Below are 26742 nucleotides of genomic sequence, written 5' to 3' on the forward strand. Positions count from 1 at the left end.
CCGCGGTAGAGTTGGGCGCAGTCCCCGACGAGAACGTCGTCACATGAATCGCGAGGAGCACGCGTGGAAATCCGCATCGGCATCATCAACACCGGCCGCGAGCTGAGCTTCGACACCGGAGCCTCCGCCGACGAGGTCCGCACCCAGGTCGCCACAGCTCTCGAGCAGGGTTCGACGCACCTGAACTTCGCCGATGTGAAGGGCAACTCCTACCTGGTACCGACCGCGAACCTCGCGTACATCGAACTGGGCACCGAGGAATCACGCCGCGTCGGCTTCGTCGCCTGACCCCACGATGTACATCCTTCTCGCACTCGTCGCCGCGTGCGCGCTCGGGATCGGCGCGCACTTCCTGATCGGCGGCCGGGAACTGCGCGGCGTCGCCCTCACTCCGGCGATCGCCACGGTTGCAGCCGGTGTCATCTACACGGCGATGCAGTGGGCCGGCATCGGCGAGGACAGCATCTGGCTGTGGCTCGCGAGCATCATCGGATCTGTCGTGATCGCCGCCGTTGCGACCCTCGCAATCGTCGCGGTCCGCCGTCGCACCGACGCCGAGACGAAGGCCGCGCTGGGGATCTGATCGGCCTCTCCCCGTGCGGTTCGGCTGAGAGCCGCTAGGAGGCGAGTCCCATCGCATCCATCCGGCGGGCGTGCGCGCCCATGAGTTCGGTGTAGACCGGTTCGACGCGCTCCTCATCCACGGCGAGCCGCTCAGGGCGCAGAGCTGCGCGGCACACGAGCAGCGTGTCGCCGACGAGACGGCGCGCCCACATCGAGAGCAGTGAACGCCACTCCTCGTCGCTCTCGATCGTGAGCTGGATGATCGCGACGATCTCCTGCCGGTCGTCGTCCTCGCGCAGGATGTCGGCGACACGGCGTCCGGTGTCGCCATAGCTGGAGGCCAGCGCGAGGTAGAAGTCGTCGAGCATCCCGGCGGTGATGTACACGGCCAGGAGAGTCTCCCGGGGGCGCGCGCCGATCGTCTTCCGGCGGAAGGCATCGAGGTGCTCGCGGAACGGCAGCATCAACTGGGTCGGATCATCGCCGCGAGAAGCGATCAGTTCGACGATCGCACGATGCTTGCTGAGGGCTGCGCCGGCGGCCCGCGACAGCGCCTCCTTCTCGGAGAGCTCCGGCGTCGCCCGGATCAGCCGGGTGAGCGTCTCGAAGTAGCCGAGCTGCAGGTATGCGGCCTGCCCGAGGAAGCGATTGAGTTCAGGCGCGAGTTCGGCGAAGTCGACCCTGGTCGCATCGCCCTGATCACCGCGGCTGCGAAGCGTCAGTGTGCGCCGCGGTGCCTTGCGCTTCCAGAACCAGTCGACCATGCGCCCAGACTACCCAAGCTCGGCCGCCGTCTCGGGTGTTCCGACCCCCTCGGGTAGGCTGAGCTTGTCCCGCCAGTGGAGTGGGACCCCGCGCCTGTGGCAGAAGAGACGGCGTGGATCCGTTTTCGTGGCGATCACCGAGCCCTGCGAGGGGTCGCCGGACAGGCATATGAAGAATTGACTACTTTCGCTGATCTGGGCGTCGATCCGGACATCGTCGAGGCACTCGCCTCCAAGGGCATCATCGATGCGTTCCCCATCCAGGAGCAGACCATCCCCCTCGGCCTTCCCGGCCAGGACATCATCGGCCAGGCCAAGACCGGCACCGGAAAGACCTTCGGATTCGGCATCCCGGTCGTGCAGCGCCTGGGCCTGAACCCGGAGCACGGCGTCAAGGCACTCATCGTCGTGCCGACCCGCGAGCTCGCGGTGCAGGTGTACGAGGACATGGACCTGCTCACCAGCAACCGTTCCACCAGCGTCGTCGCGATCTACGGCGGCAAGGCCTACGAGGGCCAGATCGACCAGCTGAAGGCCGGCGCGCAGATCGTCGTCGGCACGCCCGGTCGCCTGATCGACCTCGCCGGACAGCGCCTGCTCGACCTCTCGAACGCGACGCAGGTCGTGCTCGACGAGGCCGACAAGATGCTCGACCTCGGGTTCCTCGCCGACATCGAGAAGATCTTCCAGAAGGTCCCGGCGGTCCGCCACACGCAGCTGTTCTCGGCGACGATGCCCGGCCCGATCGTGGCGCTCGCCCGTCGCTTCATGAGCAACCCGATCCACATCCGCGCGACCGACCCCGACGAGGGGCTCACGCAGGCGAACATCAAGCACCTGGTGTACCGGGCGCACTCGATGGACAAGGACGAGGTCATCGGCCGCATCCTGCAGGCCGAGGGCCGCGGCAAGACCGTGATCTTCACCCGCACGAAGCGTGCCGCGCAGCGACTGGTCGACGAACTGGGCGACCGCGGCTTCAACGTCGGCGGCGTGCACGGCGACATGGGCCAGGAGCAGCGCGAGCGCTCGATGGCCGCGTTCAAGGCGGGCAAACGGGACGTGCTGGTCGCCACCGACGTGGCCGCCCGCGGCATCGACGTCGACGACGTCACGCACGTCATCAACCACACGATCCCGGACGAGGACAAGACGTATCTGCACCGCGCCGGCCGCACCGGTCGCGCCGGCAAGACCGGCATCGCGGTGACCTTCGTCGACTGGGAGGACATGCACAAGTGGGCGCTCATCAACCGCGCCCTCGAGTTCGGCCAGCCCGAGCCCGTCGAGACGTATTCCTCGAGCCCGCACCTGTTCGAAGACCTCGACATCCCCGCGGGCACGAAGGGCCGTCTGACGACGGCTCCGAAGAAGGCCGAGGCCCCGAAGGTGCAGCGCGCGCCGCGTCCTGAGCGCGCAGCCGATGCCGCCGAGCAGGGCACAGACGAGGGCGGAACCCGCCGTCGTCGTCGCCGTCGCGGCGCTGCCGAGAAGGTGGGATCCACGTTCGCGGAGGGTGCGGAATCCGCGACGACCGCAGGTTCACCCGATGTCGCGGGTGTCGCCGCCCATGAGGCCGCCGAGCCCGGTGCGGGCACGCACGACGGCGCCGGCAAGGAGCACCACGACGGCAAGCCGGCTCCGGCTCGTCGCCGTCGCCGCCGCCGCGGTGGCACCGGCGCCGGAGCGCCGACCGGCGCCTGAGGCGATGTGAGACCCGAGACGGGCGGATGCTGCACGCATCCGCCCGTCTTGCGTCTCATCCGTCTCAGGCGTAGCGCGGAGACGTACCGGTCGCGCGGTCGATGAGCCGGGCGACCATCTCCTCGGTGGTCGTGTTCTCACCGGGACGGTTCGGCTTCCCGCTGCCGTGATAGTCGCTCGAACCGGTCACGATGAGGTCGTGCTTCACCGCCAGCTCACGCAGCATCCTCTTGCCTGCCTCGGTGTTCTCCCGGTGGTCGATCTCGAATCCTCCGAGACCCGCCGCGATGAGCTGCTCGATGAACGGAACGGGCATCATCCGGTCACGCCCCGATGTCACCGGATGCGCGATGACGGCGACGCCTCCGGCCCGGGTGATCAGCCGCACAGCCGTGAGCGGGTCGGGCGCGTAGTGCGGCTCGTAGTAGCCCTCACGGGGGTGCAGGATGCCGTCGAACGCCTCGGTGCGGTCGCGGACGATGCCCCGGGCGACCAGGGCGTCGGCGATGTGCGGACGGCCCACGGTCGCATCCAGCATCGTCTGGGCGAGCACGTCGTCCCAGTGCAGGTCGTAGTCGCGCGCGATGTTGCGAACGATGCGCTCTGCGCGCCCGATCCGGTCGCCGCGGATGCGGTCGGTCTCCACCCGCAGAGCAGCGTCGTCCGGGTCGAACAGGTAGCCGAGCACGTGGACGCTGCGCCACTCGTGCTTCGCGGACAGCTCCATCCCGGGGATGAAGGTCATGTCGAGCTCGCCGGCAGCGGCCGCCGCCTCGTCCCACCCCGTGGTGCGATCGTGATCGGTGAGGGCGGCGGTGCGGATGCCGTAGGCGTGAGCCTGACGCATCACCTCGGCCGGCGCCTCCGTCCCATCGGAGTGGTTGGAGTGCATGTGCAGGTCGGCGGGACCCGCGAATCGATGCGACTGATCGGCGGACATCCTCTGAGCGTAGCGAGAGCGGAGGACGCCGGGCGCGACCGTCGCCGCGGCAGGGAGTTCACAGGCTCTCCTCCTAGGCTTGACGGGATGTTTCGTCTCCTCGGGATCCTCTGCACGCTGCTGCTCGCGATCGCGACCGCGATCGTCGTCTGGCCGCAGTTCTTCCGTCTCGAGCAGACATATCCGTTCGCGCAGCTCGTCGCCGCTCGCGGCCTCGTGCTGGGCGGGTTCCTGGTGGTCGCCGTCCTCGCGCTGCTGCTCCTCCTCGCCCGCCCGATGCGCGGCTTCGCCGCATCCGTCCTGATCGTCGCCCTGATCGGCGCCGGCGCGACCGGGATCATCGGTGCGACGCGCGGATTCGGCAGCTCATCGCTTCCGGAGAAGACGGATTCCAGCATCCGGGTGATGACATGGAACACCGCGGGCGAGGCTGTGCCGGCCGCCGAGATCGCCCAGCAGATCCTTGATCAGGGTGCCGACATCGTGTCGCTTCCGGAGACCGCGCAGACCGTCGGCGAGAGCATCGCGATCATGCTGCGCGAGCAGGGTTACCCGATGTGGGTGCACCACGTGCAGTTCAACCCTGACGTCCCCGACGGTCCGCAGTCGTGGCAGACCACGGTGCTGGTCTCCCCCGCACTGGGCGACTACTCCGTCATCCAGTCGTCAGAAGACGGCACGAGCAACACCGGATCGGTGCCGAGCGCCGTTTTGATGCCCGTCGACGGGGAGGGCCCGACGATCGTGGCCGTGCACGCCGTCGCACCGCGGCTCGAGGAGATGGAGGACTGGAAGTCCGATCTGCAGTGGATCGCCGACCAGTGCCCGCAGGGAGACGTCATCCTCGCCGGCGACTTCAACGCCACGGTCGACCACATGGCTCCGCTCGGCGTCGACGGCGGTGACATGGGGTACTGCCGCGACGTGGCGTCCCGCACCGGCAACGGCCTCGTCGGCACCTGGCCGAGCTCTCTTCCCGCACTGGCCGGTGCGCCGATCGACCACGTGATGGCCTCGCCGAACTGGCGGCCGTCCGGTTCGCTCGTCTTCGCGGACGCAGGCGGAAGTGATCACCGAGGGCTGGTCGTGCAGCTCGAGCCCGCGGGCTGATACCGGGATCGCCGCACAGATGACAGACTTGTCGGATGAGCACAGGAGAGCGCGACACGATCGCTGAGCCCACCGCCGAGACCAGCACCACCAACCGCAAGCAGCCGTTCCCCCGGGGCTTCCTCGACACCATCTCCACCGGATGGGCCGAACGCCCGGAGTCACTGCCGGATGCGCGAGCACAGGCACCGTTCGCCGCTGCTCGTCGCGACGCGGTCTCCGCGGCCTTCCCGGGCAAGCGCCTGGTGATCCCGGCAGGATCGCTCAAGCAGCGCAGCAACGACACCGACTACGTGTTCCGCGCGCATTCCGCCTTCGCGCACCTGACCGGATGGGCATCGGATGCCGAGCCCGACTCCGTTCTCGTCTTCGAGCCGACCACCGAGGGTCACGACGTGACCCTGTTCTTCCGCGAGCGCGCCGACCGCACGACGACCGAGTTCTACGCCGATGCCACGGTCGGCGAGTTCTGGATCGGTCCGCGCCCGTCGCTCGCCGGCGTCGCTGCGGATCTCGCCATCGCGACCGCGCACCTCGACGACTTCGCAGCCATCGAGGGCGAACTGGTGCTCGGCGAGGATGCCGCGCTGGACAGCTACGTCTCCGAGCTGCGCCTCGTCAAGGACGAGTTCGAGATCGCCGAGATGCGACGCGCCGTCGACATCACCGCTCTCGGGTTCGACGACATCATCCGCGCTCTTCCCGAGGCCTCCGCCCACGCCCGCGGCGAGCGCGTCGTCGAAGGGGTCTTCCACCGCCGCGCCCGTGAGGAAGGCAACGGTGAGGGGTACGACACCATCGCCGCGTCCGGGCCGCACGCCTGCTACCTCCACTGGACGCGCAATGACGGCGTCGTCGCTCCAGGCGATCTGATCCTCGTCGACGCCGGCGTCGAGGCGGACAGCCTGTACACCGCCGACATCACCAGGACCCTGCCGGTCTCCGGCACGTTCACCGAGGTGCAGCGCCGGGTGTACGACGCCGCGGTCGAGGCGGCAGATGCCGCCTTCGCCGCCGCGCGCATCGGTGTGCGCTTCCGCACCGTGCACGAGGCCGCGATGCAGGTGATCGCGGCGCGCGTCGCCGAGTGGAGTCTGCTTCCGGTCAGCGCAGAGGAGGCACTGGATGCGGATGCCGGTGGCCAGCACCGCCGCTACATGGTGCACGGCACATCGCACCACCTGGGGATCGACGTGCACGACTGCGCGCAGGCGCGTCGTGAGATGTACTACGACGGGATCCTGGAGCCGGGAATGATCTTCACGATCGAGCCGGGACTGTACTTCCAGATCGACGATCTGACCGTACCGGCCGAGCTCCGCGGCATCGGCGTGCGCATCGAGGACGACATCCTGATGACCGCGGACGGCCCGGTGAACCTGTCGTCCGCGATCCCGCGGACCGCCGATGACGTCGAGGCCTGGATCGCGCGAGTGCAGGGATGATGGGCCTGTCCGGGATGCACCTGGTTCTCATCCTGCTCGTCTATGCGATGGCTGCCCTGGCCATTGGTGCGGTGATCTATTTCGCCGTCCGATTGGCGGTCTTGCACGCCTTGAAGGCGCACACGCGATGGGTCGATGCGGGCAAGCCCGGACGCTGACCCGATGCACGAGGATCAACTCGACGTCGATGACGATCTCGCCCGCCGGCTGATCGCCCTGCGGTTCCCGGAGCTGGCCGACCTCCCTGTGCGACACTTCCGCACGGCCGGGACGGTGAACACGATCGTTCGGATCGGCGACGACCTCGTGGCGCGGTTCCCCCTCGCCGCGGTGGCGGAGAGCGAGCTCGCGGCTGAGGCCTCGGCCCTCGATGCGTTCGCCGCGGTCTGTCCATTCCCGGCCTCGATTCCGGTCGGCATGGCTGCGGGGACGGACGAGTACCCCTCGGCGTGGTCGGTGCAGACGTGGGTCGCCGGGCAGACCGCCCGGCACGACGCGCACGCCGACTCGCTGACGTTGGCGGAGGACATCGGGAAGCTCATCGGCACCCTGCGTTCAGTGGGTCCTGGCGACCGGGTCTTCGACGGTCGCGGCCGCGGCGGGTCCCTCCCGGATCACGACGAGTGGATGGCGGAGTGCATCGACCGGAGCGCTCATCTGCTCGACGCTCAGTGTGTCACCGCGTTGTGGGCAGCACTGCGAGAACTGCCGCCGTCCGGCCCGGACACGATGAGCCACCGTGATCTGACCCCGCCGAATCTGCTCGTCTCGGACGCCTCCGGCGCATGGCGGCTCACCGGCGTGCTCGACGGCGGCGGGTTCGGTCCGGCCGACAGGGCGCTCGATCTCGTCGCGGCGTGGCATCTGTTCGATGCCCCAGCGCGTCGTTTGGTCCGTGACGGGGTCGGCGCCGATGACATTGAGTGGTTCCGGGGTGCGGCGTGGGCGCTGCAGCAGGCGATGGGACTGGGCTGGTACTACGAGGAGACGAACGCCGAGATGAGTGCGCTCGGACTCTCGACGGTGCGGCGGCTGCTTGCGGATTCCGAGGTGGGCGCGCTGGCCGGGTGAGCGGGTTCAGGGGTCCGCCACGACCTCGACCTTGAACCCGTCGTCGTTCTCCAGCCAGCCCGCGTAGTGGTCCGGGCCTCCGGCATGCGGATAGCGATCCTGATACAGCGCCCGCCAGCCGTGCTCCGCCGCTTCGGACATGATCGCGTCGACCTCCGAGCGAGATCCGCCCCAGAAGGCGAGGTGATTCACCCCGGGCCGGCGTCGGTCATGAGACGACGGCTTCAGGTTGGGCGAGGTCGTCAAAGTGACATACGCACCGTCTGCATCCCAGGTCCGCCCATTCGACCACTCCGAGGTGCACTCGAAACCCAGCCGGTCCAGCATCCAGCCCCAGGACTCCAGCGCCACGTCGAGCTCGGCGACCCACACCTCGACGTGGTGAAGCCCATTCATTCCTGCCGCCCACGACACACAGCGGTACGAGAACCCCTGGTCGGCATCCGTCATCTCCGTCTTCTCGAACTCCCCTCTCCAGGTTATGTCCTGCAGAGGCGTGCGAATCGATCGTGCGGAACGATGGAGTCTCGTGAGCCGGTGCGCTATGTTCTGACAATAACTCAATACCGGTTCGGGAGTCGGCAACGCATTCTTTGTCCGCGTCCGTCGTTTCCTCATCGTTCATCCCGTTCCGGCACCCTTCCCTCGCCCCCGTGCGCGCTCACGACTGCGCCGAATCCCCACGAGCCCGCCTCGGGCGGGCTCAGGAAAGGAACCCCCGTGCCATCCCCCACCCGCCGCAAGATCGCCACGTGCGCCGTGCTCGCACCCCTGCTCCTCACCCCCGTTTTCGCGCAGCCTGCGTTCGCGGCGAATCCCGGTCACAGCGACGACGTCGACCCTTCAGCCATCGAGCCCCACGAGGCGGCGTACGGGGCGTACGTCGACACGTACACGCAGAACACGCCGGAGTTCATGACGCCCGAGACGAACCCCGCCATCGGCGTCCTCTCCGAGATGCTCGAATACTGGACCCCGGGCCAGACCTGGAACGACGGCACCGTGCTGAATCAGCAGGTTCACGAGCAGAACATCGCCACCTCCGTGCAGATCACCCAGAACCGCTCGCCGGAGGAGGCCGACGCGGCGTACCTCGCCGACCGTCGCCACCAGAGCTACTCGATCATCGACGGACTCGTCGAAGACGCACCGGCCTTCCGCGATCTCACCAACGCGGGCACGACCATTCCGGATGAGATCCCGGCCGATGCGCTCACGGTCGCCTACTCCGACGGCGGCAACGACAACGGCGCCTGGGCCGACACCTCCTCCGAACTCGGCAGCGTCGTGCAACTCGTCGACACCGTGCGCGGCAACTGGGCGACGTCGAACCGCGCGAAGGAGTTCTACCAGTACATGCGCCCGTTCCGTTGGAGCGATGAGGTCTCGATCGTGCCGGCGCTGCTGCCGGTCAAGAAGCCGGACTCGCAGGCCGCGTCCGATGGCGGCTTCCCGAGCGGCCACACCAACGCCGCCTTCCTCGCGGGCATCGCGATGGCCACGGCCGTGCCCGAGCACTACGACGACCTCATCCTGCAGTCGGCCGATCTCGGCTACAGCCGCGTCGAGGCAGGCATGCACTCGTCGCTCGACGTGATCGGCGGCCGCATCCTCGCCACCGCGATCGCCGCGGCGACGCTGGCCGATGACGCCAACGCGGGCCTCGTGGCAGAGGCGACGGCCGACGCCGACGCGCTGCTCGGCGCCGAACTCGACCTCGACACCGACCGCGACGCCTACCAGGAGCGCCTCGCCGAGTACATCGCCCAGACGACGTTCGGCCTCGATACGGTCGGGGAAGCAGGCATCGCGCCCGTCGTCCCCCGGGGCGCGGAGGAGCTCATCCGCACCCGGTACCCGTCGCTCGACGACGATCAGCTGCGATGGGTGCTCTACTCCACAGCCCTCGACTCCGGCCTGCCTGTCGCCGATGACGCCGAGGGGTGGGGACGCATCAATCTCTTCGCCGCAGCGAACGGCTTCGGTTCGTTCGATCGCGACGTCGCAGTGACGTACGACGCGGCGGCAGCCGGCTACGGCGCGGCGGACGTCTGGCGCAATGACATCGACGGGTCCGGCGGCCTCACGGTGACCGGCTCCGGATCGCTCGTCCTCGCCGGGGAGAACTCCTTCGCGGGCGACGTGCTGCTCGACGGCGGTGAACTCACGGCGACGACCACCTCGGCGCTCGGCACCGGCGACGTCGAGATCCGTGAAGGCACGCTCCACGAGCAGGCCGTCGGTACGCTGCTGATCGACGGAGACCTCACCCAGAAGAAGCGGGCGACTCTCCGGCTCACGGTCGAGGACCCCTCGACTCCGGCGCTTCTCGTCGAGGGCAAGGTCAAACTGCCCGGGACCCTCGCCGTCGATCTCTCGGCTCTCGAGAGCCTGCCGTCGAGCCTTCCTCTCATCGAGGCCGACAAGTATCCGGGCAAGCTCCCGGTTCTCGAAGTCACCGGCCTTCCGGCGGGTCAGGCGGCCGAGCTGAAGGTGAAGGGAGACGTGCTCACGCTCGTCATCTCAGGCGACGCCCAGCACTGATCGCGACCCGATCGGCGGGCGGGAACACGCTGTTCCCGCCCGCCGATGCGGGTCACCGCCGGATCACGCCCTGGCGAAATCCGCCACCAGTGGCGCGAGCGACGCACCTATCTCGGCGGCCGGCCGCTTGCGGCCCTTCACCTCGAATGTGTGCCCACCGCCGTCGATCCATGCCACCCGCGCATCCCGGCAGGTCGCGATGACCTCTTCGAACTGCGACAGCGGCTGGATGAACGGGTCGTTCGTCCCCTCGATGAACAGCTGCGGCACGGTGATCGCCGGAAGATGCTCAGCTCGGGGCTTCTCGGGCCGTCCCGGAGGATGCAGCGGGTACCCCAGATAGGCCAGCCCATCGACGGCGAGGCCCTCAGCGACGGCCATGGAGGCCATCCGCCCACCGTACGACTTGCCGGTCGCCCACACCGGACCCTGCGGGTTTCGATCCCGAGCACCGGCGACCGCCGCGTTCCAGGTCGCGATGGCGTGCGTGGCCGGACCCGGCATCCGCCGTCCGAGTTCCACGTACGGGAAATTGAATCGCAGCGTCGAGAACCCGTCCTCACTGAGCGCCCCGGCGAAGCCTGTGAGGAAGGGATGGTCCATGCCGGTGCCGGCACCGTGCGCGATCAGCACCGTCCCTCGGCCGGTTCCCTCGCTCCACACCGCCGACACCTCGACCGCTCCCGTGGGCAGCGTCACATCGAAGCGGAACGGAACCATCCGGAGGTCAGGAGTCCGCGTCGCTCTCGCGCCCGGCAGGACGCGAGCTCTGCCCGTCGGATGCGGAAGCTCCTTCGCCTTCCGCCGCGGCCGAGGAGGAGTCAGGGGCGCTGTGGGGAGCCGGGTCGGCCGGAGCGGGATCCACGGGAGCTGCAGCGGGTGCAGGAGCTGGACCCGGAGCAGCGGCGGAAGCTGCAGCATCCGTCGACGCAGGATCCACCCGCTCGCCGTACATCGGAGTCGCGGGACGCGGCGGGATGACGTACCCCTCGGCGCCGGACACGGGAGCCGGGGCAGGAGCCGCGGGCGTCGAGCCCGGGGTCACCCGTTCGCCGTAGCGCGGAGGCTCGTCGAGGTTCACCGGGGGACGAACCGTCTGCGGGGTCACCGCACCCAGCACCTGTCGGGCCTTCGCGAGCGAGGTCGGCATGACCGTCACCTCGTAGTGATCGGCCGCGAACTGCGTGATGCTCGCGAAATCGCGCCGGCGCCGCACGATCGCGTAGGTGATGAGGCTGAGCAGCATGCCCACGGCGACGCCGATCAGCACGAACCCGACGAAGAGCTGGATCGGCACCTCCGGCTGGCCGATCACGAGGATCGCCGCGAGGAAGAGCCCGATGAGCACACCGTTGATCGCGCCGGAGCGGGCAGCCGCCGCGTATCCCAGCCGGCCGGTGACACGTTCGACCGTGCGCACGCTCTGCCCGATGATCGCAATGTCCCGTGCGGGCACCTCCCCCGCGATCAGCTTGGACACCGCCTTCTGGGCGGCCTCGTAGTCGCGCATCGAAGCGACGGTCTCGCCTGTTTCGGTGCCGTTGGCCGGACGGTTCAGCATGCTCATGCAGCCATTCTTCCACGCCCGCCGATGGGGGTACTGGGAACCGTGGATCCGACCGCGCGCCGGAGACACGCGCACTACGCTGGGAGGGTGAGCACACAACGGGTTTTTGCCGCGCGCCTGGCCGGGTGCGCTGTCTTCGACCCCGCGGGCGACCGGCTCGGCAAAGTCCGTGACGTCGTCATCGTGTACCGAAGTACCGGTGCTCCCCGCGTGATCGGCCTCGTCGTGGAGATCCCGGGAAGACGCCACGTGTTCCTGTCCATCGGACGGGTCACCTCCATCCGCTCCGGCCAGGTGATCAGCACCGGCCTCATCAACGTGCGCCGCTTCCAGCCGCGCGCCGGCGAAGTGCGGGTTCTCGCCGAGATGCTCGGTCGCCGGGTGACCTTCGCCGACGGCAGCGGGAGCGCCGTCGTCGAGGATGTCGCGATCGAACCGAACCGGCTCGGCGAGTGGGCGATCAGCCAGCTGTTCCTGCGCCGGCCGAAGACCAGCGCCTCCCCGTTCGCGAAGGGGCCGACGACGTTCGCCGCATGGAGCGAAGTCGCCGAGGAGCGCGCGCCCGGAGAATCCCAGTCCGCCGAGCAGCTGGTCGCCTCGTATTCCGAGCTCCACGCGGCCGATCTCGCCAACACACTTCTCGATCTGCCCGAGAAACGCATGCTCGAAGTGGCGGAGGAGCTCTCCGACGACCGTCTCGCCGACGCCCTCGAAGAGATGCCCGAGGACGAGCAGGTGCACATCCTCGATCAGCTCGGAGACGAGAGAGCGGCCGACATCCTCGACCAGATGGATCCGGATGACGCGGCCGACCTCCTCGCCCAGCTGCCGTCCAGCCGGCTCGAGCAACTGCTCCAGCTGATGGAGCCGGAGGAGGCGGAGGACGTCAGGATGCTGCTCCGCTACGGCCCCGACACCGCCGGTGGCCTGATGACTCCGGAGCCGATCATCCTGTCGGCCGACGCCACCGTCGCCGAGGCGCTCGCGCTGATCCGCCGTCACGAACTGCATCCGGCCCTCGCGGCCGCGGTGTTCGTGACGCTTCCGCCGTTCGAGACGCCGACCGGGCGTCTGCTCGGAGTCGTGCACTTCCAGCGGATGCTGCGCTATCCGCCTCACGAGCGGCTGGGAGCGATCATGGACGAGACCCTCGAGACGGTGTCGGTCACGGCATCCGCCATGGAGGTCGCCCGGATGCTGGCGAGCTACGATCTCGTCTCGCTGCCGGTCATCGACGCGGCGCATCGCCTGGTCGGAGCGATCAGCATCGACGACATGCTCGATTACCTGCTGCCGGATGACTGGCGCAGTCACGACACCGATGAGACGACCGAAGCGAAGGCGGCGCCCTGATGGCCCGTTCCGCGCGCCTCGATGCGCCCCTCGGCCGCGGCACACCCCTCGGCCGCGGCACCACCCGTCAGCGCCCCACCTCGCGCGACCGCTTCGGCCGGTTCACCGAATGGGTCGCTCGCGCCATGGGCACGCCGACCTTCCTCGTCCTGCTGTCGCTGTTCTGCGTCCTGTGGATCATCTGGAACACGATGACTCCGGAGAACTGGCGATTCGATGCCGCCGCCAACGGGTTCACGGCGCTCACGCTGATGCTCTCCCTTCAGGCGTCCTATGCCGCCCCGCTGATCCTGCTGGCGCAGAACCGTCAGGACGACCGCGACCGTGTGCAGATCGAACAGGACCGTCAGCGCGCGGAACGGAATCTCGCCGACACCGAGTACCTCGCCCGCGAGATCGTCGCGCTGCGGATGTCGCTCGAGGAGCGCAACTCCCAGACGGTGACCCGAGACGTGCTGCGTCAGGAGCTGAAGGCACTGCTCGCAGAGCTCGAGGAGACCGATCCGAAAGCGCCGTCCGGCCCCGCGCCGAAGACGCACTCCCGCGAAGACCACTCATGACGACGGCCGATCGGGTCCGGGATGCCGTGGCCGCGGTCACCGATCCGGAGCTCCGCCGTCCGATCGGCGACCTCGACATGGTGCGCGGGATCACGGTGCACGGCGATGTCGCACAGGTCGCCATCGTGCTGACGATCGCCGGATGCCCAGCCGCGCAGCGCATCGAGTCCGACGTGCGGCAGGCGGCGGCATCCGTTCCCGGAATCGGGGAGGTCGTCGTCGACGTGGGCGTGATGACGCCCGGCGAGCGCAAGGCACTGACCGAGAAGCTGCGCGATGGACGGCCGGCGCGGCAGATGCCGTTCGGCCCGGACTCGCTCACCCGGGTGATCCTGGTCTCCAGCGGCAAGGGCGGAGTCGGCAAGTCCACCGTCACCGCGAATCTCGCCGTCGCGCTCGCCGAGCAGGGACTCGCGGTCGGTCTCGTGGATGCCGATGTGCATGGCTTCTCGATCCCCGGGCTTCTCGGGATCCCGGCCGGCACCCAGCCGACCCGCATCGACGATCTCATGCTGCCGCCGGTCGCCTACGGAGTGAAGACGATCTCGATCGGGATGTTCCTGCGCGACGGCGAAGCCGTGGTCGCCTGGCGTGGGCCGATGCTGCATCGCACCGTCACGCAGTTCCTCACCGACGTCTTCTTCGGCGACCTCGATGTGCTCCTCATCGACATGCCGCCCGGTACCGGCGATATCGCGATCTCGATCGGTCAGCTGCTCCCCCATGCCGAGGTGCTGGTCGTCACGACACCGCAGACGGCCGCATCCGAGGTGGCGATCCGCAGTGGCCTCGTCGCCCGGCAGACCGGGCAGCGCGTGATCGGCGTCGTGGAGAACATGGCCGCGTTCGCACTGCCTGACGGCACCGTCGTCGATCTGTTCGGTGCCGGCGGGGGCGCCGCGGTCGCGAAGGCACTGTCCGAGCCGGGTGGGCCGGTACCGCTGCTGGCATCGATACCGCTGAGCCCCGCTCTGCGCACGGGAGGCGATGCCGGAGTCCCCGTGGTGATCGGCGAACCGGCGGATGCCGCTGCATCCACCATCGTCGATCTTGCTCGGGCCTTGACTGCACAGGGACGCGGTCTCGCCGGGCGCTCCCTGCCGATGTCGCTCAGCTGACGGCGGTCCGCCTCGCGGAGCGCCGTCGGGTGAATGCGATCCTCAGGGCGATCACCACAGGGAGCAGTACCGAGAACAACGGCAGGACGACTGCGCAGAACGCCAGTACCGTCCCCATCGCGAAACCGTTCGATCCCGTGCGGCCCAGGCCCAGCTCGCCTCCCCCGAAGGTGTCCCCGGCAACAAGGAACTCGCCGTCGTAGGTGTCGAGCGAATCCGCGCACGTCACCATGTGGGCTCCGGACACGGATGCCGTGAACTGCGCGACCTGCTCGAATCCGCGCCGTGGAGTCATCCACCACAACGTGTCGTCCCATGTCAGCGACGGCGCGCCGCGCCGCGGCAGCTCCACGCCGTCCGGTGCGATCGCCGTACAGCTGGTCGAACCGAGCGCAGGCGAGATCCCGCTGGCCCAGATACCGAACCGCTCGCCCTCATCCACGTCGACGCGGATGGTGCTGCTGAGCGCGCTCGGCTCGGCCCCGTCGACGGAGGACGCGATCGGAATCACCCACATCATCCAGATGAGGATTCCGGCGAGCAGGGCGACGAGCGCGGTGCCGAGCGCCACATGATCCCGATCGGTCAACCCGGATCTGTGAGCGGCTGGGCTCACGTGGCCTCGACGTCGAACGGAGGCGGATTGCCACCGGTGAAGGCGGGACTGACCTGGGAGCGACGTGGAGAGAGCGGCTCCGGCACAGGTTCGGCGATGGCTGCAGCCGGTGTCGCCGGCTTCGGGTCCTCCTCGAGCAGCGCATCCCGGATGATGCGGCGAGGGTCGTACTGACGCGGGTCGAGCTTGCGCCAGTCGACGTCGTCGATCTCAGGGCCCATCTCCTCGCGCACCTTGGACTTCGTGTCGCGCAGGAAGACACCGGCCCGTCGCACGAACTTGGAGAAGTTCTCGGCGACCCTGGGGAGGCGCTCAGGACCGATGATCATCACCGCGATCAGACCGATCAGCAGGAGCTTCTCGAAGGTGAGCCCGAATGTCATATGCCCAGGCTACCGCCGCGCCTGCCATTGCCGCACACACCGTGCGCATACGCTGGAAAGAGAATGAACATCAACGGGAGAATCAGGCCATGAGCGAGCACGACGCGAACGCACGTTTCATCCGTGAATCCATCGTCGAACCGGACGCGATCGCTCGCGCACGCGCCCACGCCATCGAGCTGGGAGCGTCCCCGATCAGTGCGGCCGTCGGCGCGCAGATCGCCGTGCTGGCCGCCGCCACCGGCGCCCGGTCGATCGTCGAGATCGGGACAGGCGCCGGAGTCTCAGGACTCTGGCTGATGCGGGGCGCTCCGCAGGCGGTGCTCACCTCCATCGACAATGAGCCCGAGCATCTGGCCGCAGCCCGCCAGGCGTTCGCCGACGCGAAGATCTCCTCGACGAAGGCGCGATTCATCACCGGGCGCGCCGCAGATGTGCTGCCGCGGATGAACGAGGCCTCCTACGACATCGTGCTGGTCGACGCCGATGCCGAGAATGTGATCGAGTACGTGGAGCACGGCCTGCGTCTGGCCCGCAACGGCGGGATGGTGCTCGTTCCACGCGTGCTCGCCGGAGGACGCGTGGCCGACCCCGTGCAGCGCGACGCGGTCACCGCCGCCTACCGCTCGCTCATCCAGGAGACCCAGGAGTCCTCGGCCGTCCTCGCAGCGGTGTCGCCCACAGGCGAAGGCCTGCTCCAGCTGGTCAGCATCGCCGAGCGCGGCTGACGCCCGACCGAGTACAAAAAGGGGCGGTGGATCGATGATCCACCGCCCCTTCCGCATCCGCTCGCGCGGACGGAGGTCTCGTCAGGCCGGCGTCACGACGGCTGCCAGCACGTCGTGAAGCTCCTTGGCCTCGGCATCGTTCACGGAGACGACCAGACGGCCGCCGCCCTCAAGCGGGACACGCACGATGATGAGTCGCCCCTCCTTCACGGCCTCCATCGGTCCGTCTCCGGTTCTTGGCTTCATCGCTGCCATCGTGGCTCCTTTTCCCTCGGTGGTATGGAATAACTTTATCGGTTGTGAATGACACCCGGACGTCACATGTGAAGAAATGCACCAACGCGTAACGTTCAGGGCACCTGCCAGAACGTGCTGCCGAGGGCGTAGACGTGGTAGATCCACAGCCATTGACCCAGCAGACACACCACCAGCACTCCGATCCGCCACCCCCGCGCGCGTGGAACCGCGACGGCTCCCCACAGCGGACTGAGCGGGATCAGCAACCGGAACGTACTCGACTGCGGGAAGAACACCGCGAGGAGGTACAGCGCGTAACTCGCGCTCCACAGCCGCAGATCGGCACCGAGCGCCGCCACCTGCGGTGAGCGCCACAGGGCGACGCCGAAGGCCGCGACCACCGCCGCCAAGGCGATGAGCCCCCACCAGGACGGCATCCCCCACTGCCCGAACCAGAACTGGGCCGCCTGGATCCAGCCCTCGAACGGCACGAATGCCGGTGCGCCGCCGGCGATCCAGTTGCGCCGCCAGGCCAGCTCCGTGGCGAGGTACGAACCCGGGTCGCCTGTCACGAGACCCGCGATCACCTGCCAGCCGAACCCGGTCGCCGTGGCGAGCGCGCCGAGAGCGACGATGTGCACGATCTCACGGCCCGGGAGCGGATCGTCGCGACGCCGGAGCCACCGCAGGATGCCGTACAGGCCCAGATACAGCGCGAAGGCGAGAACGCCGGGGCGGGTGAACGCCATCAGCGGCACGAGCAGATACAGCATCCAGAAGCGGCGTCGGGTCACGGCATCCAGCGCGAGGAACAGGAACAGCAGGAACAGCACCTCGGCGTATCCGACCTGGAACAGCGCCCCGAGCGGACCGGCGGCGAAGAACACGACAGCCCACATCGCGGCCGAGGCGCCGATCCGCTCCCGCAGCAGCCGGTGCAGTGCGAGGCACGCGAGGAAGCCGGCCGCGAGCGAGAGGAGGAGCGCGCCGGCCCCCCAGGAGCCGAAGAGCAGTCCCAGTGCCTTCGCGGCGTATGCGTAGACCGGCATGAACGCCCAGGTGTTCTCGGCGACTTCGCCGGACTCCGTCAGCGGCAGTCGGTCCGGGTAGCCGTACTCGGCGACCGACCAGTACCACTGCGCATCCCAGCCGAGGACGAAGTCCGCGAGTGCGGGGTCGGGCCCGAACCGGGAGAGCGGCGTCGACAATGATGCGGCGAGCAGGAGAAACCCTGTCGTCGCCAGGCGCGCCGCCACGTAGACGATCGCGATGCGCGCGACGACGGGCAGTTCGGCCCACCGTCGAGCGGCTCCGATCAGCGCGCGGTGAGCCATGCGCGGAGTCCCCGCTCCACGGCATCGATCTGCGCGAGCGGCACCCGTTCCTGATCGTGATGGGCGAGGTGAGGATCGCCGGGCCCGTAGTTCACCGCGGGGATGCCGAGTGCGGAGAAGCGGGCGACATCCGTCCACCCGTACTTGGGCTGGGGTTCGGCTCCGACGGCCTTCACGAAGTCCTGGGCGATGGGCGCGTCGAGACCCGGCCGGGCGCCCTCCGCGGCATCCGTGATCTCGACGTCGAACCCGGCCAGCACGCCGCGCACATGCGCCTCGGCCTCCGCCGCGTTCTTGTTCGGGGCGAAGCGGTAGTTGACCTCGACCTCGCACGCATCCGGGATCACGTTGCCGGCGACGCCCCCAGCGATGCGCACGGCGCTGAGGCTCTCGCGGTACAGGAGCCCGTCCACCGGGATCTCGCGGGCCCGGTACTCGGCCAGCCTGGTGAGGATGGGAGCCGCTCGGTGGATGGCGTTCTCGCCGATCCAGGCCCTGGCGCTGTGCGCGCGGACGCCGACGGTGCGCACGATCGCACGCAGCGTGCCGTTGCAGCCGCCCTCGACCTCGCCATTGGACGGCTCCCCGAGGATCGCGAAGTCCGCTGCGAACAGATCGGGACGAACCGCGGCCAGAAGACCGAGTCCGTTCTTCGACGCCGCGACCTCTTCGTTGTCGTACCACATCCAGGTGATGTCGATCACCGGGTCGGTGAGTTCGGCAGCGAGCTTCAGCTGCACGGCGGTCCCGGATTTCATGTCGACGGTTCCGCGCCCCCAGAGGAACGCCTCACCGTCGATCTCGATGTCGCGGGTGGGGAGGTTCTCGTTGATCGGGACGGTGTCGATGTGCCCGGCGATCACGACCCGCTGCGCGCGACGGAGGTTGGTGCGGGCGACGATCGTGTTCCCGTGACGGATGACTTCGAGGTGCGCGAGCGGGGTGACGGAGGCCTCGATCGCATCGGCCAGTGCCTTCTCATCGCCGGAAACGCTGGGCATGTCGCAGATCGCGCGAGTGAGATCGACGGAGGAGGCGGTCAGGTCGAGCAGCATGCGTTCCAGCCTACTGTCGCGGATTCGGTAGCGTTGAGGCATGACTGAAGCGCGCACTGTCTGGGGAGCCGGCCTCACCACCATCGCTGGAGACGGCACCGTCCTGGATGCGTGGTTCCCCGAGGTGGGCACCGGTTCGCCCAGCGCCGCGGATGCCGCCGCTGCCGAAGCCCGCTGGGGTGCCCTGGCGGAGCCGGACGAGCGTCGCAACGTCACTCTGGAGGCCATCCGGCTGCAGGTCGATCTGGATGCCGCACCCGCATCGACAGCCGACGCCTATCTGCGCCTGCACGCGTTGTCGCACCTCGTCGTACGCCCGAACGAGCTGAACCTCGACGGCATCTTCGGCCACCTCCCGAACGTCGCGTGGACCAACGCCGGACCGATGCATCCGAATGATGCCGCGCGCCTGCGCCCGCAGCTGCAGCGCGCCGGCATCCAGGTGCAGGGACTGGACAAGTTCCCCCGGCTCACCGACTACGTCCAGCCCGCCGGCGTGCGGATCGCGGACGCCTCGCGCGTCCGCCTGGGAGCCCACCTCTCCCCCGGGACGACCGTGATGCATGAGGGATTCGTGAACTTCAACGCCGGGACCCTCGGCGCCGCCATGGTCGAAGGACGCATCTCACAGGGTGTCGTCGTCGGAGCGGACAGCGACATCGGCGCGGGCGCCTCGATCATGGGAACCCTGTCCGGCGGCGGCAGCGTGCGGGTCTCGATCGGCGAGCGCTCGCTGCTGGGCGCGAACGCGGGGATCGGCATCGCGCTGGGCGACGACTGCATCGTCGAGGCCGGGCTCTACGTCACCGCCGGCTCGAAGGTCCTGCTGGCCGACGGTCCCGACACCGCCGACGGCGGCAAGCGCGCCGTGAAGGCCGCCGAGCTCAGCGGCCGCAACGGCATCCTGTTCTGGCGCAATTCGGTCACGGGTGCCATCGAGGCGAAGCAGCGAGCCGGGGTCGGGGTCACCCTGAACGAGGCGTTGCACGCCTGACACCCTCGCGCGCCGCGAGGTCCCACTGCGCAGCGGCGTACAGAGTTCACCCGGGGGCGCGTGATAGTGTCATCCCGATGCCTCTCGCGAGAGCGAGACGTCTGCGTCGTCGACACGCTCCCGCGCCACTAGCTGGTTCTGGCCTTTTCGAACGGCGAAACGATGCGCGATCCCGCGCCGTCGCCCACCTTCCGCACAGCGCCCCTGTTTGCGTGTGCACTCACGGAGATACATCTATGACTTCCTTCCTCGACCTCGGCGTGCCCGCCGATCTCGCCGCCGTCCTCGCTGCGGACGGCAAGACCGAGGCGTTCGCCATCCAGCGCGACACCCTCCCCGACTCTCTCGCCGGCCGCGACCTCCTCGGCCGCGGCCGCACCGGCAGCGGCAAGACGATCGCATTCGCGCTGCCGCTCGTCGCCCGCCTCTCGGCGTCCTCCCGGACGACCCGCGCCGGTCACCCGCGCGGCCTCGTGCTCGCTCCGACCCGCGAGCTCGCCACCCAGATCGCCGCGACCATCGCGCCCCTCGCAGCAGCAGCAGGCCTCCGCGTCACCACCGTGTTCGGCGGCGTCAGCCAGCGTCCGCAGGAGCAGGCGCTGCGCAGCGGCGTCGACATCGTCGTGGCGTGCCCCGGCCGTCTCGAGGACCTCATGAAGCAGCGGGTCGTTCAGCTCGACGCGGTCGAGATCACCGTTCTCGACGAGGCCGACCACATGGCCGACCTCGGCTTCCTGCCCGGCGTCACCCGCATCCTCACCGCCACTCCCGCCGGCGGACAGCGTCTGCTGTTCAGCGCCACGCTCGACGGCGGCATCGACACGCTCGCGCGCCGGTTCCTCTCGAACGCGGTCAGCCACCAGGTCGACGAGGAGAGCGTGCCGGTCGGCGAGATGACGCACCGCGTGCTCGTCGTCGACTCCACCGACAACAAGACCACCCTGGTGCGCGAGCTCGCCTCCGGCACCGGCCGCCGCATCCTGTTCACCCGCACCAAGCACCAGGCCAAGAAGCTGGCCAAGCAGCTCACCGCCGCCGGCATCCCGGCTGTGGACCTGCACGGCAACCTGTCGCAGAACGCGCGTGAGCGCAACCTCGGCGCGTTCTCGTCGGCTCCGGAAGACGGTGGCGTGCGCGTGCTCGTCGCCACCGACGTCGCCGCTCGTGGTGTGCACGTGGACAACGTCGATCTGGTCGTGCACGTCGACCCGCCGATGGAGCACAAGGCGTACCTTCACCGCTCCGGTCGTACCGCTCGCGCTGGCGCTGCCGGAACCGTCGTCACCGTGGTTCTCCCCGAGCAGCGTCGTGACGTGAAGGACCTCCTCCGCAAGGCATCCATCACCGCACCGCTCGAAGACGTCACCGCCGGTGCCGTCAACGAACTCGTCGGAGAGCGCGCCGAGCACGTGCGCCCGGCGCCGATCGTCCAGCAGCAGCCGCAGCGTCAGGCGCCCAAGCAGCGTCCTGCCGGCGGCGTGGGCGCTCCCCCGGCCCGTTGCAGCCGCCGTCCCCGTCCTGCCGGTCAGGGCCAGGCGCAGGGCGCCGGGCGCGGTCAGGGCGGCGGCCAGGGCCGTCGTGGCTCGCAGGGGCGCTGACCCCAGGCTCTGACTCGGGGTCCCGAGTCGCAGATGGCCGTCATCCTTCGTGGATGGCGGCCATCGGCGTCTGCGGGTGGTGCGGACCGCGGTTCGCCCCGGCGTCAGCCGCGCACGGCCTCCAGGACCACCGGATCGGCGCATCCGCGGGCGAAACCGGCGATGCGTCGCCGGATCTCGAAGCCGAGCACCCGCACGCCGATCCATTCGGCCATGGGCGCGAGCCAGGCCGGCCGGCAGGAGAAGTTGTACTTCCACACCGCGAGCGTGCCTGAACCCGATGACGCGGGCGAGAACCGCCAGCCGCCTCCGAACTTCGTGAAGAACCACGGGCCGTCCACCATCACCATGCCGACGTTCGTCGGAGGCGCATAGGAGACGTAGCGGCTGACCATCGAGAACCCGAGGCGCTGACGGGTGAAGGTGAGCACGTCCTTGCCCGCCGTCGTGGCGCCGTCGAGGAACTGCTGCTCGCTGATGAACGGATCCCAGCGCCGGCGCACGCGACCGCTCGTCTGCGACACCGCGAACGCCGTCGCCGGATCCACCGGCACGACGATCTCGGCGCTGACGACGGGCATCGCCGGACTCAGAGCGTCCGGAACTGCCGCTCCGGCGACCCGGTGTACAGCTGCTGCGGGCGGCCGATCTTCGTCTGCGGATCGTTCTGCAGCTCGCGCCACTGGGCGAGCCAGCCGGGCAGCCGGCCGATCGCGAACAGCACGGTGAACATGCGGGTCGGGAAGCCCATCGCCTTGTAGATGACGCCGGTGTAGAAGTCGACGTTCGGGTACAGGCGTCGCTCCCGGAAGTAGTCATCGGCGAGCGCGAGCTCTTCGAGTTCCTGGGCGAGGTCGAGCAGCGGATCGGTCACGCCGAGCTCGGCGAGGACCTCGCGGGCGGCATCCTTGACGAGCTTGGCGCGCGGGTCGTAGTTCTTGTAGACCCGGTGCCCGAAGCCCATCAGCTTCACGCCCTCTTCCTTGTTCTTCACCCGGTCCACGAAACGGGACACGCTCTGCCCCGAGTCGCGGATCTGGCCGAGCATCGTCAGCACCGCCTCGTTCGCCCCGCCGTGCAGGGGGCCGGAGAGAGCCTGGATGCCGGCCGAGATCGACGCGAACTGGTTAGCGCCGGTCGATCCGACGAGGCGCACCGTCGACGTCGAGGCGTTCTGCTCGTGGTCCTCGTGCAGGATGAGCAGCAGCTCGAGCGCCTTCGACATCACCGGGTTGATCTCGTAGGGCTCGGAGTGCACGCCGAAGTTGAGCTTCAGGAAGTTGTCGACGAAGCTCAGTGAGTTGTCCGGGTAGAGGAAGGCCTGGCCGATGCTCTTCTTGTGCGCGTAGGCGGCGATGACCGGCAGCTTCGCGAGCATCCGCACCATGTTCAGCTCGACGTGCTCGGGGTTCGCCGGGTCGGATTCCTGCTGGTAGTACGTCGAGAGAGCGGCCACCGCCGAGGAGAGCACGGCCATCGGGTGCGCGTTGTCCGGAAGCGCCTGGAAGAAGTGCTTGAGATCTTCGTGCAGCAGCGTGTGGCGGCGGATCTTCTCGTCGAACTCCGCGAGTTCGGATGCCGACGGCAGTTCGCCGTAGATCAGCAGCCAGGCCACCTCGAGATAGTTCGTGTTGCCGGCGAGCTGCTCGATCGGGTAGCCGCGGTAGCGGAGGATGCCCTTGTCGCCGTCGATGAACGTGATGTCGGACTTCGTCGACGCCGTGTTCACGAAGCCGTAGTCCAGGCCGGTGTACCCGGTCTGACGGGTCAGCGTCGAGAAGTCGATGCTGTCGTGGCCCGCCGTGCCCCGCACCAGCGGGAACTCCGCGGTGGTCTCACCGATCGTCAGCTTCGCCGTGGCCTGCTGGTCTGCCGCTGCGCTCACGCGGACCTCCTCATAGGTGTCTTGCACGTAGGTCTCTCGACTCCGTCAAAAATCAGGGCGATGTCACGGCGCAGAGCGCCAGGCCGGGTCACGGCCGAATCGCTTCTACAGCCTAGTAGCCGCATCGGCCTACTGTGACATCGGCCAAGAGATCAGCCTCAGGCGGGAGGGATCCTACAGATGCCTGCCCTGCAGTCGGCGAGCCGCCTCGGATACGCGCTCGCTCGGCGCCGTGAGCGAGAGCCGCACGTACTCGCCGGAGACGGCGCCGTAGAACGGGCCGGGGCCCGCCAGGATGCCGAGTTCCGCCAATCGCTGCATCGACTCCCACGCGGACCGCCCCTCGGTGGCCCACAGGTACAGACCCGCTTCGGAGCCGTCGATCCGGAATCCCGCCGCCTCGACCGCCGGGCGGAGGAGATCGCGGCGCACGCGGTACAGCTCCTTCTGCGCGGCCACATGGCCGTCGTCCTGCAGCGCGACGGTCATGGCGTGCTGGACGGGCGCCGGTGGCATCAGACCGAGATGCTTGCGCGTGGTGAGCAGCTCGCCCACGATGCGCGCGCAGCCGGCGAGGAACGCGGCACGATAGCCGGCCAGGTTCGACTGCTTGCTCAGCGAGTACACACTGAGCAGATTCGCCCGGCTGCCGCCGGTCACCCTGGGGTCGAGCACGGAGGGCACCGGCTCCGTCGCCCACGGTCCGTCCCAGCCGAGCTCGGCATAGCACTCGTCGCTCGCGAGCACGGCCCCGAGTTCGCGTGCGCGGTTCACAGCAACGGTGAGTTCATCGATCGACCAGGTGCGTCCGTCGGGGTTGCCGGGGGTGTTGATCCAGATGAGCTTGGCGCCCTCCGGCCACTCCGCGGGGTCGTCGGCGGCCAGCGGCGTCGCTCCCGCGACGCGGGCGCCGACCTCGTACGTCGGGTAGGCCACGCGGGGATGCACGACGATGTCGCCCTCGCCGAGGCCGAGGAGCGTCGGCAGGAGCGCGACGAGCTCCTTGGATCCGATCGTCGGCATCACGTTGGCGACGGTGAGGTCGGGGACGCCGCGTCGACGCGCATACCAGCCGACGATGGCCTCTCGCAGGGCGGGCGTGCCGACCGTCTGCGGATAGGCATGCGCATCGGTCGCCTCGGCGAGTGCCAGCCGGATGATCTCGGGCGTGGGGTCGACGGGTGATCCGATGGAGAGATCGACGATCCCCTGCGGATGCTGTGCCGCGCGCTCGCGGTACGGAGCGACGGCGTCCCAGGGATAGTCGGCGAGGTCGCGAACGCTCACTTACTCGCCCTGGGGCGGGAGGGCGGCGATGATGGGGTGGTCGAAGGTGAGGACGCCGGTCTTGGCCGCACCACCCGGGGAGCCGATCTCGTCGAAGAACTCCACGTTGGCCTTGTAGTAGTCCGCCCACTCCTCGGGCAGGTCATCCTCGTAGTAGATCGCCTCAACCGGGCACACCGGTTCACAGGCACCGCAGTCCACGCATTCATCCGGATGGATGTACAGCGACCGCTCCCCTTCGTAGATGCAGTCCACGGGGCACTCGTCGATGCAGGCACGATCCTTCACATCGACACACGGCAGAGCGATCACATACGTCACCGCACCAGTCTACGACTCGTGGCTGGGCTCGGATCTCCGTACGGCCGGGTGGAGAGGCACCGACGTGATGAGGGGAGCATCGTCCGGCGGTTCCGCTGCCGATGTCTGCCGCGCCTGCGTTCGCGCCGGCACGCGCGAGAACGACGGCCAGGCGACGGCGAGAAGCACGAAGCCGGCTACCACGTACGTCCAGATGCGCCCGGAGAGCGTGTCCTCGACGACCACGGAGCCGCCAGGGCCGACTCCGGAGATCACGACGAGCGTTCCGATCATCCCGAGCCCCGCGGCCAGGGTCGCACCCCTGTCGTGAGTGAGCGCCCGGATGGCGATCAGGATCGCCGCGCAGGCGATGGCGCCGATGATGAGTCCGACGGGTACCGGACCCCACATCAGGCTGTGCCCGATCGTTCCGGCGACGCCGTAGACGCCGCCGACCAGAGCCGCGGCGATCCACGACAGAACCCGGGAGATCCAGCTGATGCGCACCTGAGGATTCTACTCGGACCGCCTGTTCACGCAGCCAGGCCGGCGAGGCGCAGCAGAGCCGCCACCAGCGCCGCCGCGAACACGACGACGAGGAAGGACTGCTTCAGCCACAGCAGGCCCGCGGCGACCAGGAGGGCCGGTACCCGGGCGTCGACGACGATCGCCTGACCGTCGCCGAGCGTCTGCACGGCGACGAGCGCGGCGAGCAGACCCACGGTGAGCAGATCGGAGATGCGCGCGGGGCGGGGCGCCTCGAGCACCTTCGGCGGCACGAGGTAGCCGATCGCCTTGAGCGCGAGGCAGATCAGGGCGGCGAGCAGGATCGCGCTCCACACGCTCATCGTGAGATCTCCGGCGCGCTCCCGGCGGGTACCACGGCATCCGCACGACCGAACCAGTTGAACCAGCCGACGAGGATAGCGACCACCGCCGCCACGAGAACAGGCAGGCCGGGCATCAGGAACGGGGTGAACGCGGCGGCGACGACAGCGGCGGCGACGCCGACGGCGATCGCCTGACGTTGCTTCAGGCGCGGCCACAACAGCGCGAGGAATGCGGCGGCGGCCGCTGCGTCCAGTCCCCAGGTCTTCGGGTCCCCGAGCACGTCTCCGACCAGGGCCCCGATCAGCGTCGTGGCGTTCCAGCCCAGGAAGATCCCGATCCCGGTGACCCAGAACCCGACCTGTCGCAGGCGCGGCTCGTTCTGCGAGATCGCGACGGCGGTGGACTCGTCGATCGTGAAGTGCGCGGCGGCCACGCGCCGCCAGGCTCCCCCGCCGACCACCGGAGACATCCTCATCCCATAGGCGACGTTGCGCACGCCCAGGAGCGCGGCGGAGGCGATGGCCGAGGGCAGTGCGGCCAGCCCTCCGGCCGCGAACACGCCGACGAAGGCGAACTGCGACCCCCCGGTGAACATCAGCAGGCTCAGTACGCAGGCCTGCCAGACATCGAGCCCGGCGGCGACGGCGAGTGCCCCGAAGGAGATGCCGTATGCGCTGGTCGCGAGGACCACGCCGAGCGCCTCGCGCCAGACCTCACGTTCTGCCGACACGGTGCTCCCCTCGATGGCCAGGCG

30 protein-coding genes and 1 pseudogene are annotated in these 26742 nt (G+C 68.9%); 14 read left to right on the forward strand and 17 right to left on the reverse strand.

The window, feature by feature from the left end:
• Window positions 1–63 precede the first annotated feature (63 nt).
• Window positions 64–288, forward strand: a complete 225-nt coding sequence (locus tag CUR96_RS05565; RefSeq protein WP_102192308.1) for a DUF3107 domain-containing protein — start codon at window positions 64–66, stop codon at window positions 286–288.
• Window positions 289–295: 7 nt separating this feature from the next.
• Entirely contained in the window at window positions 296–583 is a 288-nt protein-coding gene (locus CUR96_RS05570) for a hypothetical protein (protein ID WP_102192309.1), read from the forward strand.
• A gap of 34 nt (window positions 584–617) precedes the next feature.
• Here the strand turns inward: CUR96_RS05570 and CUR96_RS05575 are convergent, their stop codons facing one another.
• Entirely contained in the window at window positions 618–1328 is a 711-nt protein-coding gene (locus CUR96_RS05575; protein WP_102192310.1) for a ferritin-like fold-containing protein, read from the reverse strand.
• Between the two features lie 177 nt (window positions 1329–1505).
• Here CUR96_RS05575 and CUR96_RS05580 point away from each other — a divergent pair, with 177 nt between their 5' ends.
• Window positions 1506–3032: a DEAD/DEAH box helicase gene (locus CUR96_RS05580; RefSeq protein ID WP_102192311.1), complete on the forward strand. Its 1527-nt coding sequence runs from the start codon at window positions 1506–1508 to the stop codon at window positions 3030–3032.
• A 64-nt stretch (window positions 3033–3096) separates the two neighbouring features.
• Here CUR96_RS05580 and CUR96_RS05585 read toward each other — a convergent pair whose 3' ends face one another.
• Complete coding sequence (locus tag CUR96_RS05585; RefSeq protein WP_102192312.1) at window positions 3097–3972, reverse strand: PHP domain-containing protein; 876 nt, start codon at window positions 3970–3972, stop codon at window positions 3097–3099.
• A gap of 87 nt (window positions 3973–4059) precedes the next feature.
• Here CUR96_RS05585 and CUR96_RS05590 point away from each other — a divergent pair, with 87 nt between their 5' ends.
• The 4 genes from CUR96_RS05590 to CUR96_RS05600 are packed head-to-tail and all read left to right on the forward strand — an operon-like array spanning window position 4060 to window position 7598.
• The gene (locus CUR96_RS05590) at window positions 4060–5082 is read left to right on the forward strand and encodes an endonuclease/exonuclease/phosphatase family protein (protein WP_102192313.1); all 1023 of its coding nucleotides are present in this window, start codon (window positions 4060–4062) and stop codon (window positions 5080–5082) included.
• Between the two features lie 35 nt (window positions 5083–5117).
• Entirely contained in the window at window positions 5118–6527 is a 1410-nt protein-coding gene (locus CUR96_RS05595) for an aminopeptidase P family protein (RefSeq protein ID WP_102192314.1), read from the forward strand.
• On the forward strand, window positions 6524–6685 hold the full coding sequence (locus tag CUR96_RS18565) for a hypothetical protein (RefSeq protein ID WP_180968953.1): 162 nt from the start codon (window positions 6524–6526) through the stop codon (window positions 6683–6685). The genes CUR96_RS05595 and CUR96_RS18565 overlap by 4 nt, the downstream gene beginning before the upstream one ends.
• Window positions 6686–6689: 4 nt before the next feature.
• Window positions 6690–7598, forward strand: a complete 909-nt coding sequence (locus CUR96_RS05600) for a phosphotransferase (RefSeq protein ID WP_102192315.1) — start codon at window positions 6690–6692, stop codon at window positions 7596–7598.
• Window positions 7599–7604: 6 nt separating this feature from the next.
• Here the strand turns inward: CUR96_RS05600 and CUR96_RS05605 are convergent, their stop codons facing one another.
• Window positions 7605–7994 (reverse strand): VOC family protein, encoded by a 390-nt coding sequence (locus CUR96_RS05605; protein WP_102192543.1) that lies wholly within the window; start codon window positions 7992–7994, stop codon window positions 7605–7607.
• Between the two features lie 324 nt (window positions 7995–8318).
• Here CUR96_RS05605 and CUR96_RS05610 point away from each other — a divergent pair, with 324 nt between their 5' ends.
• On the forward strand, window positions 8319–10142 hold the full coding sequence (locus CUR96_RS05610; RefSeq protein WP_180968954.1) for a phosphatase PAP2 family protein: 1824 nt from the start codon (window positions 8319–8321) through the stop codon (window positions 10140–10142).
• A gap of 63 nt (window positions 10143–10205) precedes the next feature.
• On the opposite strand, the gene CUR96_RS05615 is transcribed toward CUR96_RS05610, so the two are convergent.
• On the reverse strand, window positions 10206–10862 hold the full coding sequence (locus tag CUR96_RS05615) for an alpha/beta hydrolase family protein (RefSeq protein ID WP_102192317.1): 657 nt from the start codon (window positions 10860–10862) through the stop codon (window positions 10206–10208).
• Window positions 10863–10869: 7 nt separating this feature from the next.
• A complete protein-coding gene (locus tag CUR96_RS05620; RefSeq protein ID WP_245861092.1) occupies window positions 10870–11709 on the reverse strand; it encodes a general stress protein in 840 nt (279 codons plus the stop codon).
• A gap of 87 nt (window positions 11710–11796) precedes the next feature.
• On the opposite strand from CUR96_RS05620, the gene CUR96_RS05625 reads away from it, so the two are divergent.
• The 3 genes from CUR96_RS05625 to CUR96_RS05635 are packed head-to-tail and all read left to right on the forward strand — an operon-like array spanning window position 11797 to window position 14740.
• Window positions 11797–13062, forward strand: coding sequence for a magnesium transporter (locus tag CUR96_RS05625; protein ID WP_102192318.1), 1266 nt, complete (start codon window positions 11797–11799; stop codon window positions 13060–13062).
• Complete coding sequence (locus CUR96_RS05630) at window positions 13062–13622, forward strand: DUF1003 domain-containing protein (protein WP_102192319.1); 561 nt, start codon at window positions 13062–13064, stop codon at window positions 13620–13622. Before CUR96_RS05625 ends, CUR96_RS05630 begins: the two co-directional genes overlap by 1 nt.
• Window positions 13619–14740: an Mrp/NBP35 family ATP-binding protein gene (locus tag CUR96_RS05635; RefSeq protein WP_102192320.1), complete on the forward strand. Its 1122-nt coding sequence runs from the start codon at window positions 13619–13621 to the stop codon at window positions 14738–14740. The genes CUR96_RS05630 and CUR96_RS05635 overlap by 4 nt, the downstream gene beginning before the upstream one ends.
• Here the strand turns inward: CUR96_RS05635 and CUR96_RS05640 are convergent.
• Together CUR96_RS05640 and CUR96_RS05645 are read right to left on the reverse strand one after the other, a co-directional pair.
• Window positions 14733–15329, reverse strand: coding sequence for a hypothetical protein (locus CUR96_RS05640; protein WP_146008126.1), 597 nt, complete (start codon window positions 15327–15329; stop codon window positions 14733–14735). The genes CUR96_RS05635 and CUR96_RS05640 overlap by 8 nt on opposite strands.
• Window positions 15330–15352: 23 nt before the next feature.
• Window positions 15353–15739, reverse strand: coding sequence for a twin-arginine translocase TatA/TatE family subunit (locus CUR96_RS05645; RefSeq protein WP_102192322.1), 387 nt, complete (start codon window positions 15737–15739; stop codon window positions 15353–15355).
• Window positions 15740–15828: 89 nt separating this feature from the next.
• On the opposite strand from CUR96_RS05645, the gene CUR96_RS05650 reads away from it, so the two are divergent.
• Window positions 15829–16467, forward strand: coding sequence for an O-methyltransferase (locus tag CUR96_RS05650; protein ID WP_102192323.1), 639 nt, complete (start codon window positions 15829–15831; stop codon window positions 16465–16467).
• A gap of 81 nt (window positions 16468–16548) precedes the next feature.
• Here the strand turns inward: CUR96_RS05650 and CUR96_RS05655 are convergent, their stop codons facing one another.
• The 3 genes from CUR96_RS05655 to dapE form a co-directional block, all read right to left on the reverse strand.
• Window positions 16549–16722, reverse strand: a complete 174-nt coding sequence (locus CUR96_RS05655; protein WP_067122349.1) for a DUF3117 domain-containing protein — start codon at window positions 16720–16722, stop codon at window positions 16549–16551.
• A gap of 95 nt (window positions 16723–16817) precedes the next feature.
• Window positions 16818–18038 (reverse strand): hypothetical protein, encoded by a 1221-nt coding sequence (locus CUR96_RS05660; protein WP_102192324.1) that lies wholly within the window; start codon window positions 18036–18038, stop codon window positions 16818–16820.
• On the reverse strand, window positions 18020–19093 hold the full coding sequence (gene dapE, locus CUR96_RS05665; protein WP_102192325.1) for a succinyl-diaminopimelate desuccinylase: 1074 nt from the start codon (window positions 19091–19093) through the stop codon (window positions 18020–18022). The genes CUR96_RS05660 and dapE overlap by 19 nt, the downstream gene beginning before the upstream one ends.
• A gap of 40 nt (window positions 19094–19133) precedes the next feature.
• Between dapE and dapD the strand changes: the two genes are divergently transcribed.
• The gene (gene dapD, locus CUR96_RS05670) at window positions 19134–20087 is read left to right on the forward strand and encodes a 2,3,4,5-tetrahydropyridine-2,6-dicarboxylate N-succinyltransferase (RefSeq protein ID WP_102192326.1); all 954 of its coding nucleotides are present in this window, start codon (window positions 19134–19136) and stop codon (window positions 20085–20087) included.
• 236 nt (window positions 20088–20323) lie between these two features.
• Window positions 20324–21682 (forward strand): annotated as a pseudogene (locus tag CUR96_RS05675) (DEAD/DEAH box helicase); the annotation flags it as partial.
• A 107-nt stretch (window positions 21683–21789) separates the two neighbouring features.
• Here the strand turns inward: CUR96_RS05675 and CUR96_RS05680 are convergent.
• The 7 genes from CUR96_RS05680 to CUR96_RS05710 all read right to left on the reverse strand — a co-directional run bounded on the left by CUR96_RS05680 (window position 21790) and on the right by CUR96_RS05710 (window position 26718).
• Entirely contained in the window at window positions 21790–22266 is a 477-nt protein-coding gene (locus CUR96_RS05680) for an SRPBCC family protein (RefSeq protein WP_102192328.1), read from the reverse strand.
• A gap of 8 nt (window positions 22267–22274) precedes the next feature.
• Window positions 22275–23570, reverse strand: a complete 1296-nt coding sequence (locus CUR96_RS05685) for a citrate synthase (RefSeq protein ID WP_102192544.1) — start codon at window positions 23568–23570, stop codon at window positions 22275–22277.
• Between the two features lie 174 nt (window positions 23571–23744).
• Window positions 23745–24857: a succinyldiaminopimelate transaminase gene (dapC, locus tag CUR96_RS05690; RefSeq protein ID WP_102192329.1), complete on the reverse strand. Its 1113-nt coding sequence runs from the start codon at window positions 24855–24857 to the stop codon at window positions 23745–23747.
• Complete coding sequence (gene fdxA, locus CUR96_RS05695) at window positions 24858–25178, reverse strand: ferredoxin (RefSeq protein WP_102192330.1); 321 nt, start codon at window positions 25176–25178, stop codon at window positions 24858–24860. It abuts the gene before it with no gap.
• Window positions 25179–25187: 9 nt separating this feature from the next.
• Window positions 25188–25664, reverse strand: coding sequence for a histidinol dehydrogenase (locus CUR96_RS05700; protein ID WP_245861093.1), 477 nt, complete (start codon window positions 25662–25664; stop codon window positions 25188–25190).
• A gap of 26 nt (window positions 25665–25690) precedes the next feature.
• A complete protein-coding gene (locus tag CUR96_RS05705) occupies window positions 25691–26005 on the reverse strand; it encodes an AzlD domain-containing protein (protein ID WP_102192331.1) in 315 nt (104 codons plus the stop codon).
• Window positions 26002–26718 (reverse strand): AzlC family ABC transporter permease, encoded by a 717-nt coding sequence (locus CUR96_RS05710; protein WP_102192332.1) that lies wholly within the window; start codon window positions 26716–26718, stop codon window positions 26002–26004. Before CUR96_RS05710 ends, CUR96_RS05705 begins: the two co-directional genes overlap by 4 nt.
• Window positions 26719–26742 lie beyond the last annotated feature (24 nt).

This window comes from Microbacterium aurantiacum (assembly GCF_002872075.1).
GTDB lineage: Bacteria > Actinomycetota > Actinomycetes > Actinomycetales > Microbacteriaceae > Microbacterium > Microbacterium aurantiacum_A.

Coding starts and splice junctions, on each gene's coding strand:
- CUR96_RS05570 (WP_102192309.1), top strand. CDS start 296: ATGTACATCCTTCTCGCACTCGTCGCCGCGTGCGCGCTCGGGATCGGC.
- CUR96_RS05575 (WP_102192310.1), bottom strand. CDS start 1,328: ATGGTCGACTGGTTCTGGAAGCGCAAGGCACCGCGGCGCACACTGACG.
- CUR96_RS05585 (WP_102192312.1), bottom strand. CDS start 3,972: ATGTCCGCCGATCAGTCGCATCGATTCGCGGGTCCCGCCGACCTGCAC.
- CUR96_RS05590 (WP_102192313.1), top strand. CDS start 4,060: ATGTTTCGTCTCCTCGGGATCCTCTGCACGCTGCTGCTCGCGATCGCG.
- CUR96_RS05595 (WP_102192314.1), top strand. CDS start 5,118: ATGAGCACAGGAGAGCGCGACACGATCGCTGAGCCCACCGCCGAGACC.
- CUR96_RS18565 (WP_180968953.1), top strand. CDS start 6,524: ATGATGGGCCTGTCCGGGATGCACCTGGTTCTCATCCTGCTCGTCTAT.
- CUR96_RS05600 (WP_102192315.1), top strand. CDS start 6,690: ATGCACGAGGATCAACTCGACGTCGATGACGATCTCGCCCGCCGGCTG.
- CUR96_RS05605 (WP_102192543.1), bottom strand. CDS start 7,994: ATGAATGGGCTTCACCACGTCGAGGTGTGGGTCGCCGAGCTCGACGTG.
- CUR96_RS05615 (WP_102192317.1), bottom strand. CDS start 10,862: ATGGTTCCGTTCCGCTTCGATGTGACGCTGCCCACGGGAGCGGTCGAG.
- CUR96_RS05620 (WP_245861092.1), bottom strand. CDS start 11,709: ATGAGCATGCTGAACCGTCCGGCCAACGGCACCGAAACAGGCGAGACC.
- CUR96_RS05630 (WP_102192319.1), top strand. CDS start 13,062: ATGGCCCGTTCCGCGCGCCTCGATGCGCCCCTCGGCCGCGGCACACCC.
- CUR96_RS05635 (WP_102192320.1), top strand. CDS start 13,619: ATGACGACGGCCGATCGGGTCCGGGATGCCGTGGCCGCGGTCACCGAT.
- CUR96_RS05645 (WP_102192322.1), bottom strand. CDS start 15,739: ATGACATTCGGGCTCACCTTCGAGAAGCTCCTGCTGATCGGTCTGATC.
- CUR96_RS05650 (WP_102192323.1), top strand. CDS start 15,829: ATGAGCGAGCACGACGCGAACGCACGTTTCATCCGTGAATCCATCGTC.
- CUR96_RS05655 (WP_067122349.1), bottom strand. CDS start 16,722: ATGGCAGCGATGAAGCCAAGAACCGGAGACGGACCGATGGAGGCCGTG.
- CUR96_RS05660 (WP_102192324.1), bottom strand. CDS start 18,038: ATGGCTCACCGCGCGCTGATCGGAGCCGCTCGACGGTGGGCCGAACTG.
- dapE (WP_102192325.1), bottom strand. CDS start 19,093: ATGCTGCTCGACCTGACCGCCTCCTCCGTCGATCTCACTCGCGCGATC.
- dapD (WP_102192326.1), top strand. CDS start 19,134: ATGACTGAAGCGCGCACTGTCTGGGGAGCCGGCCTCACCACCATCGCT.
- CUR96_RS05680 (WP_102192328.1), bottom strand. CDS start 22,266: ATGCCCGTCGTCAGCGCCGAGATCGTCGTGCCGGTGGATCCGGCGACG.
- CUR96_RS05705 (WP_102192331.1), bottom strand. CDS start 26,005: ATGAGCGTGTGGAGCGCGATCCTGCTCGCCGCCCTGATCTGCCTCGCG.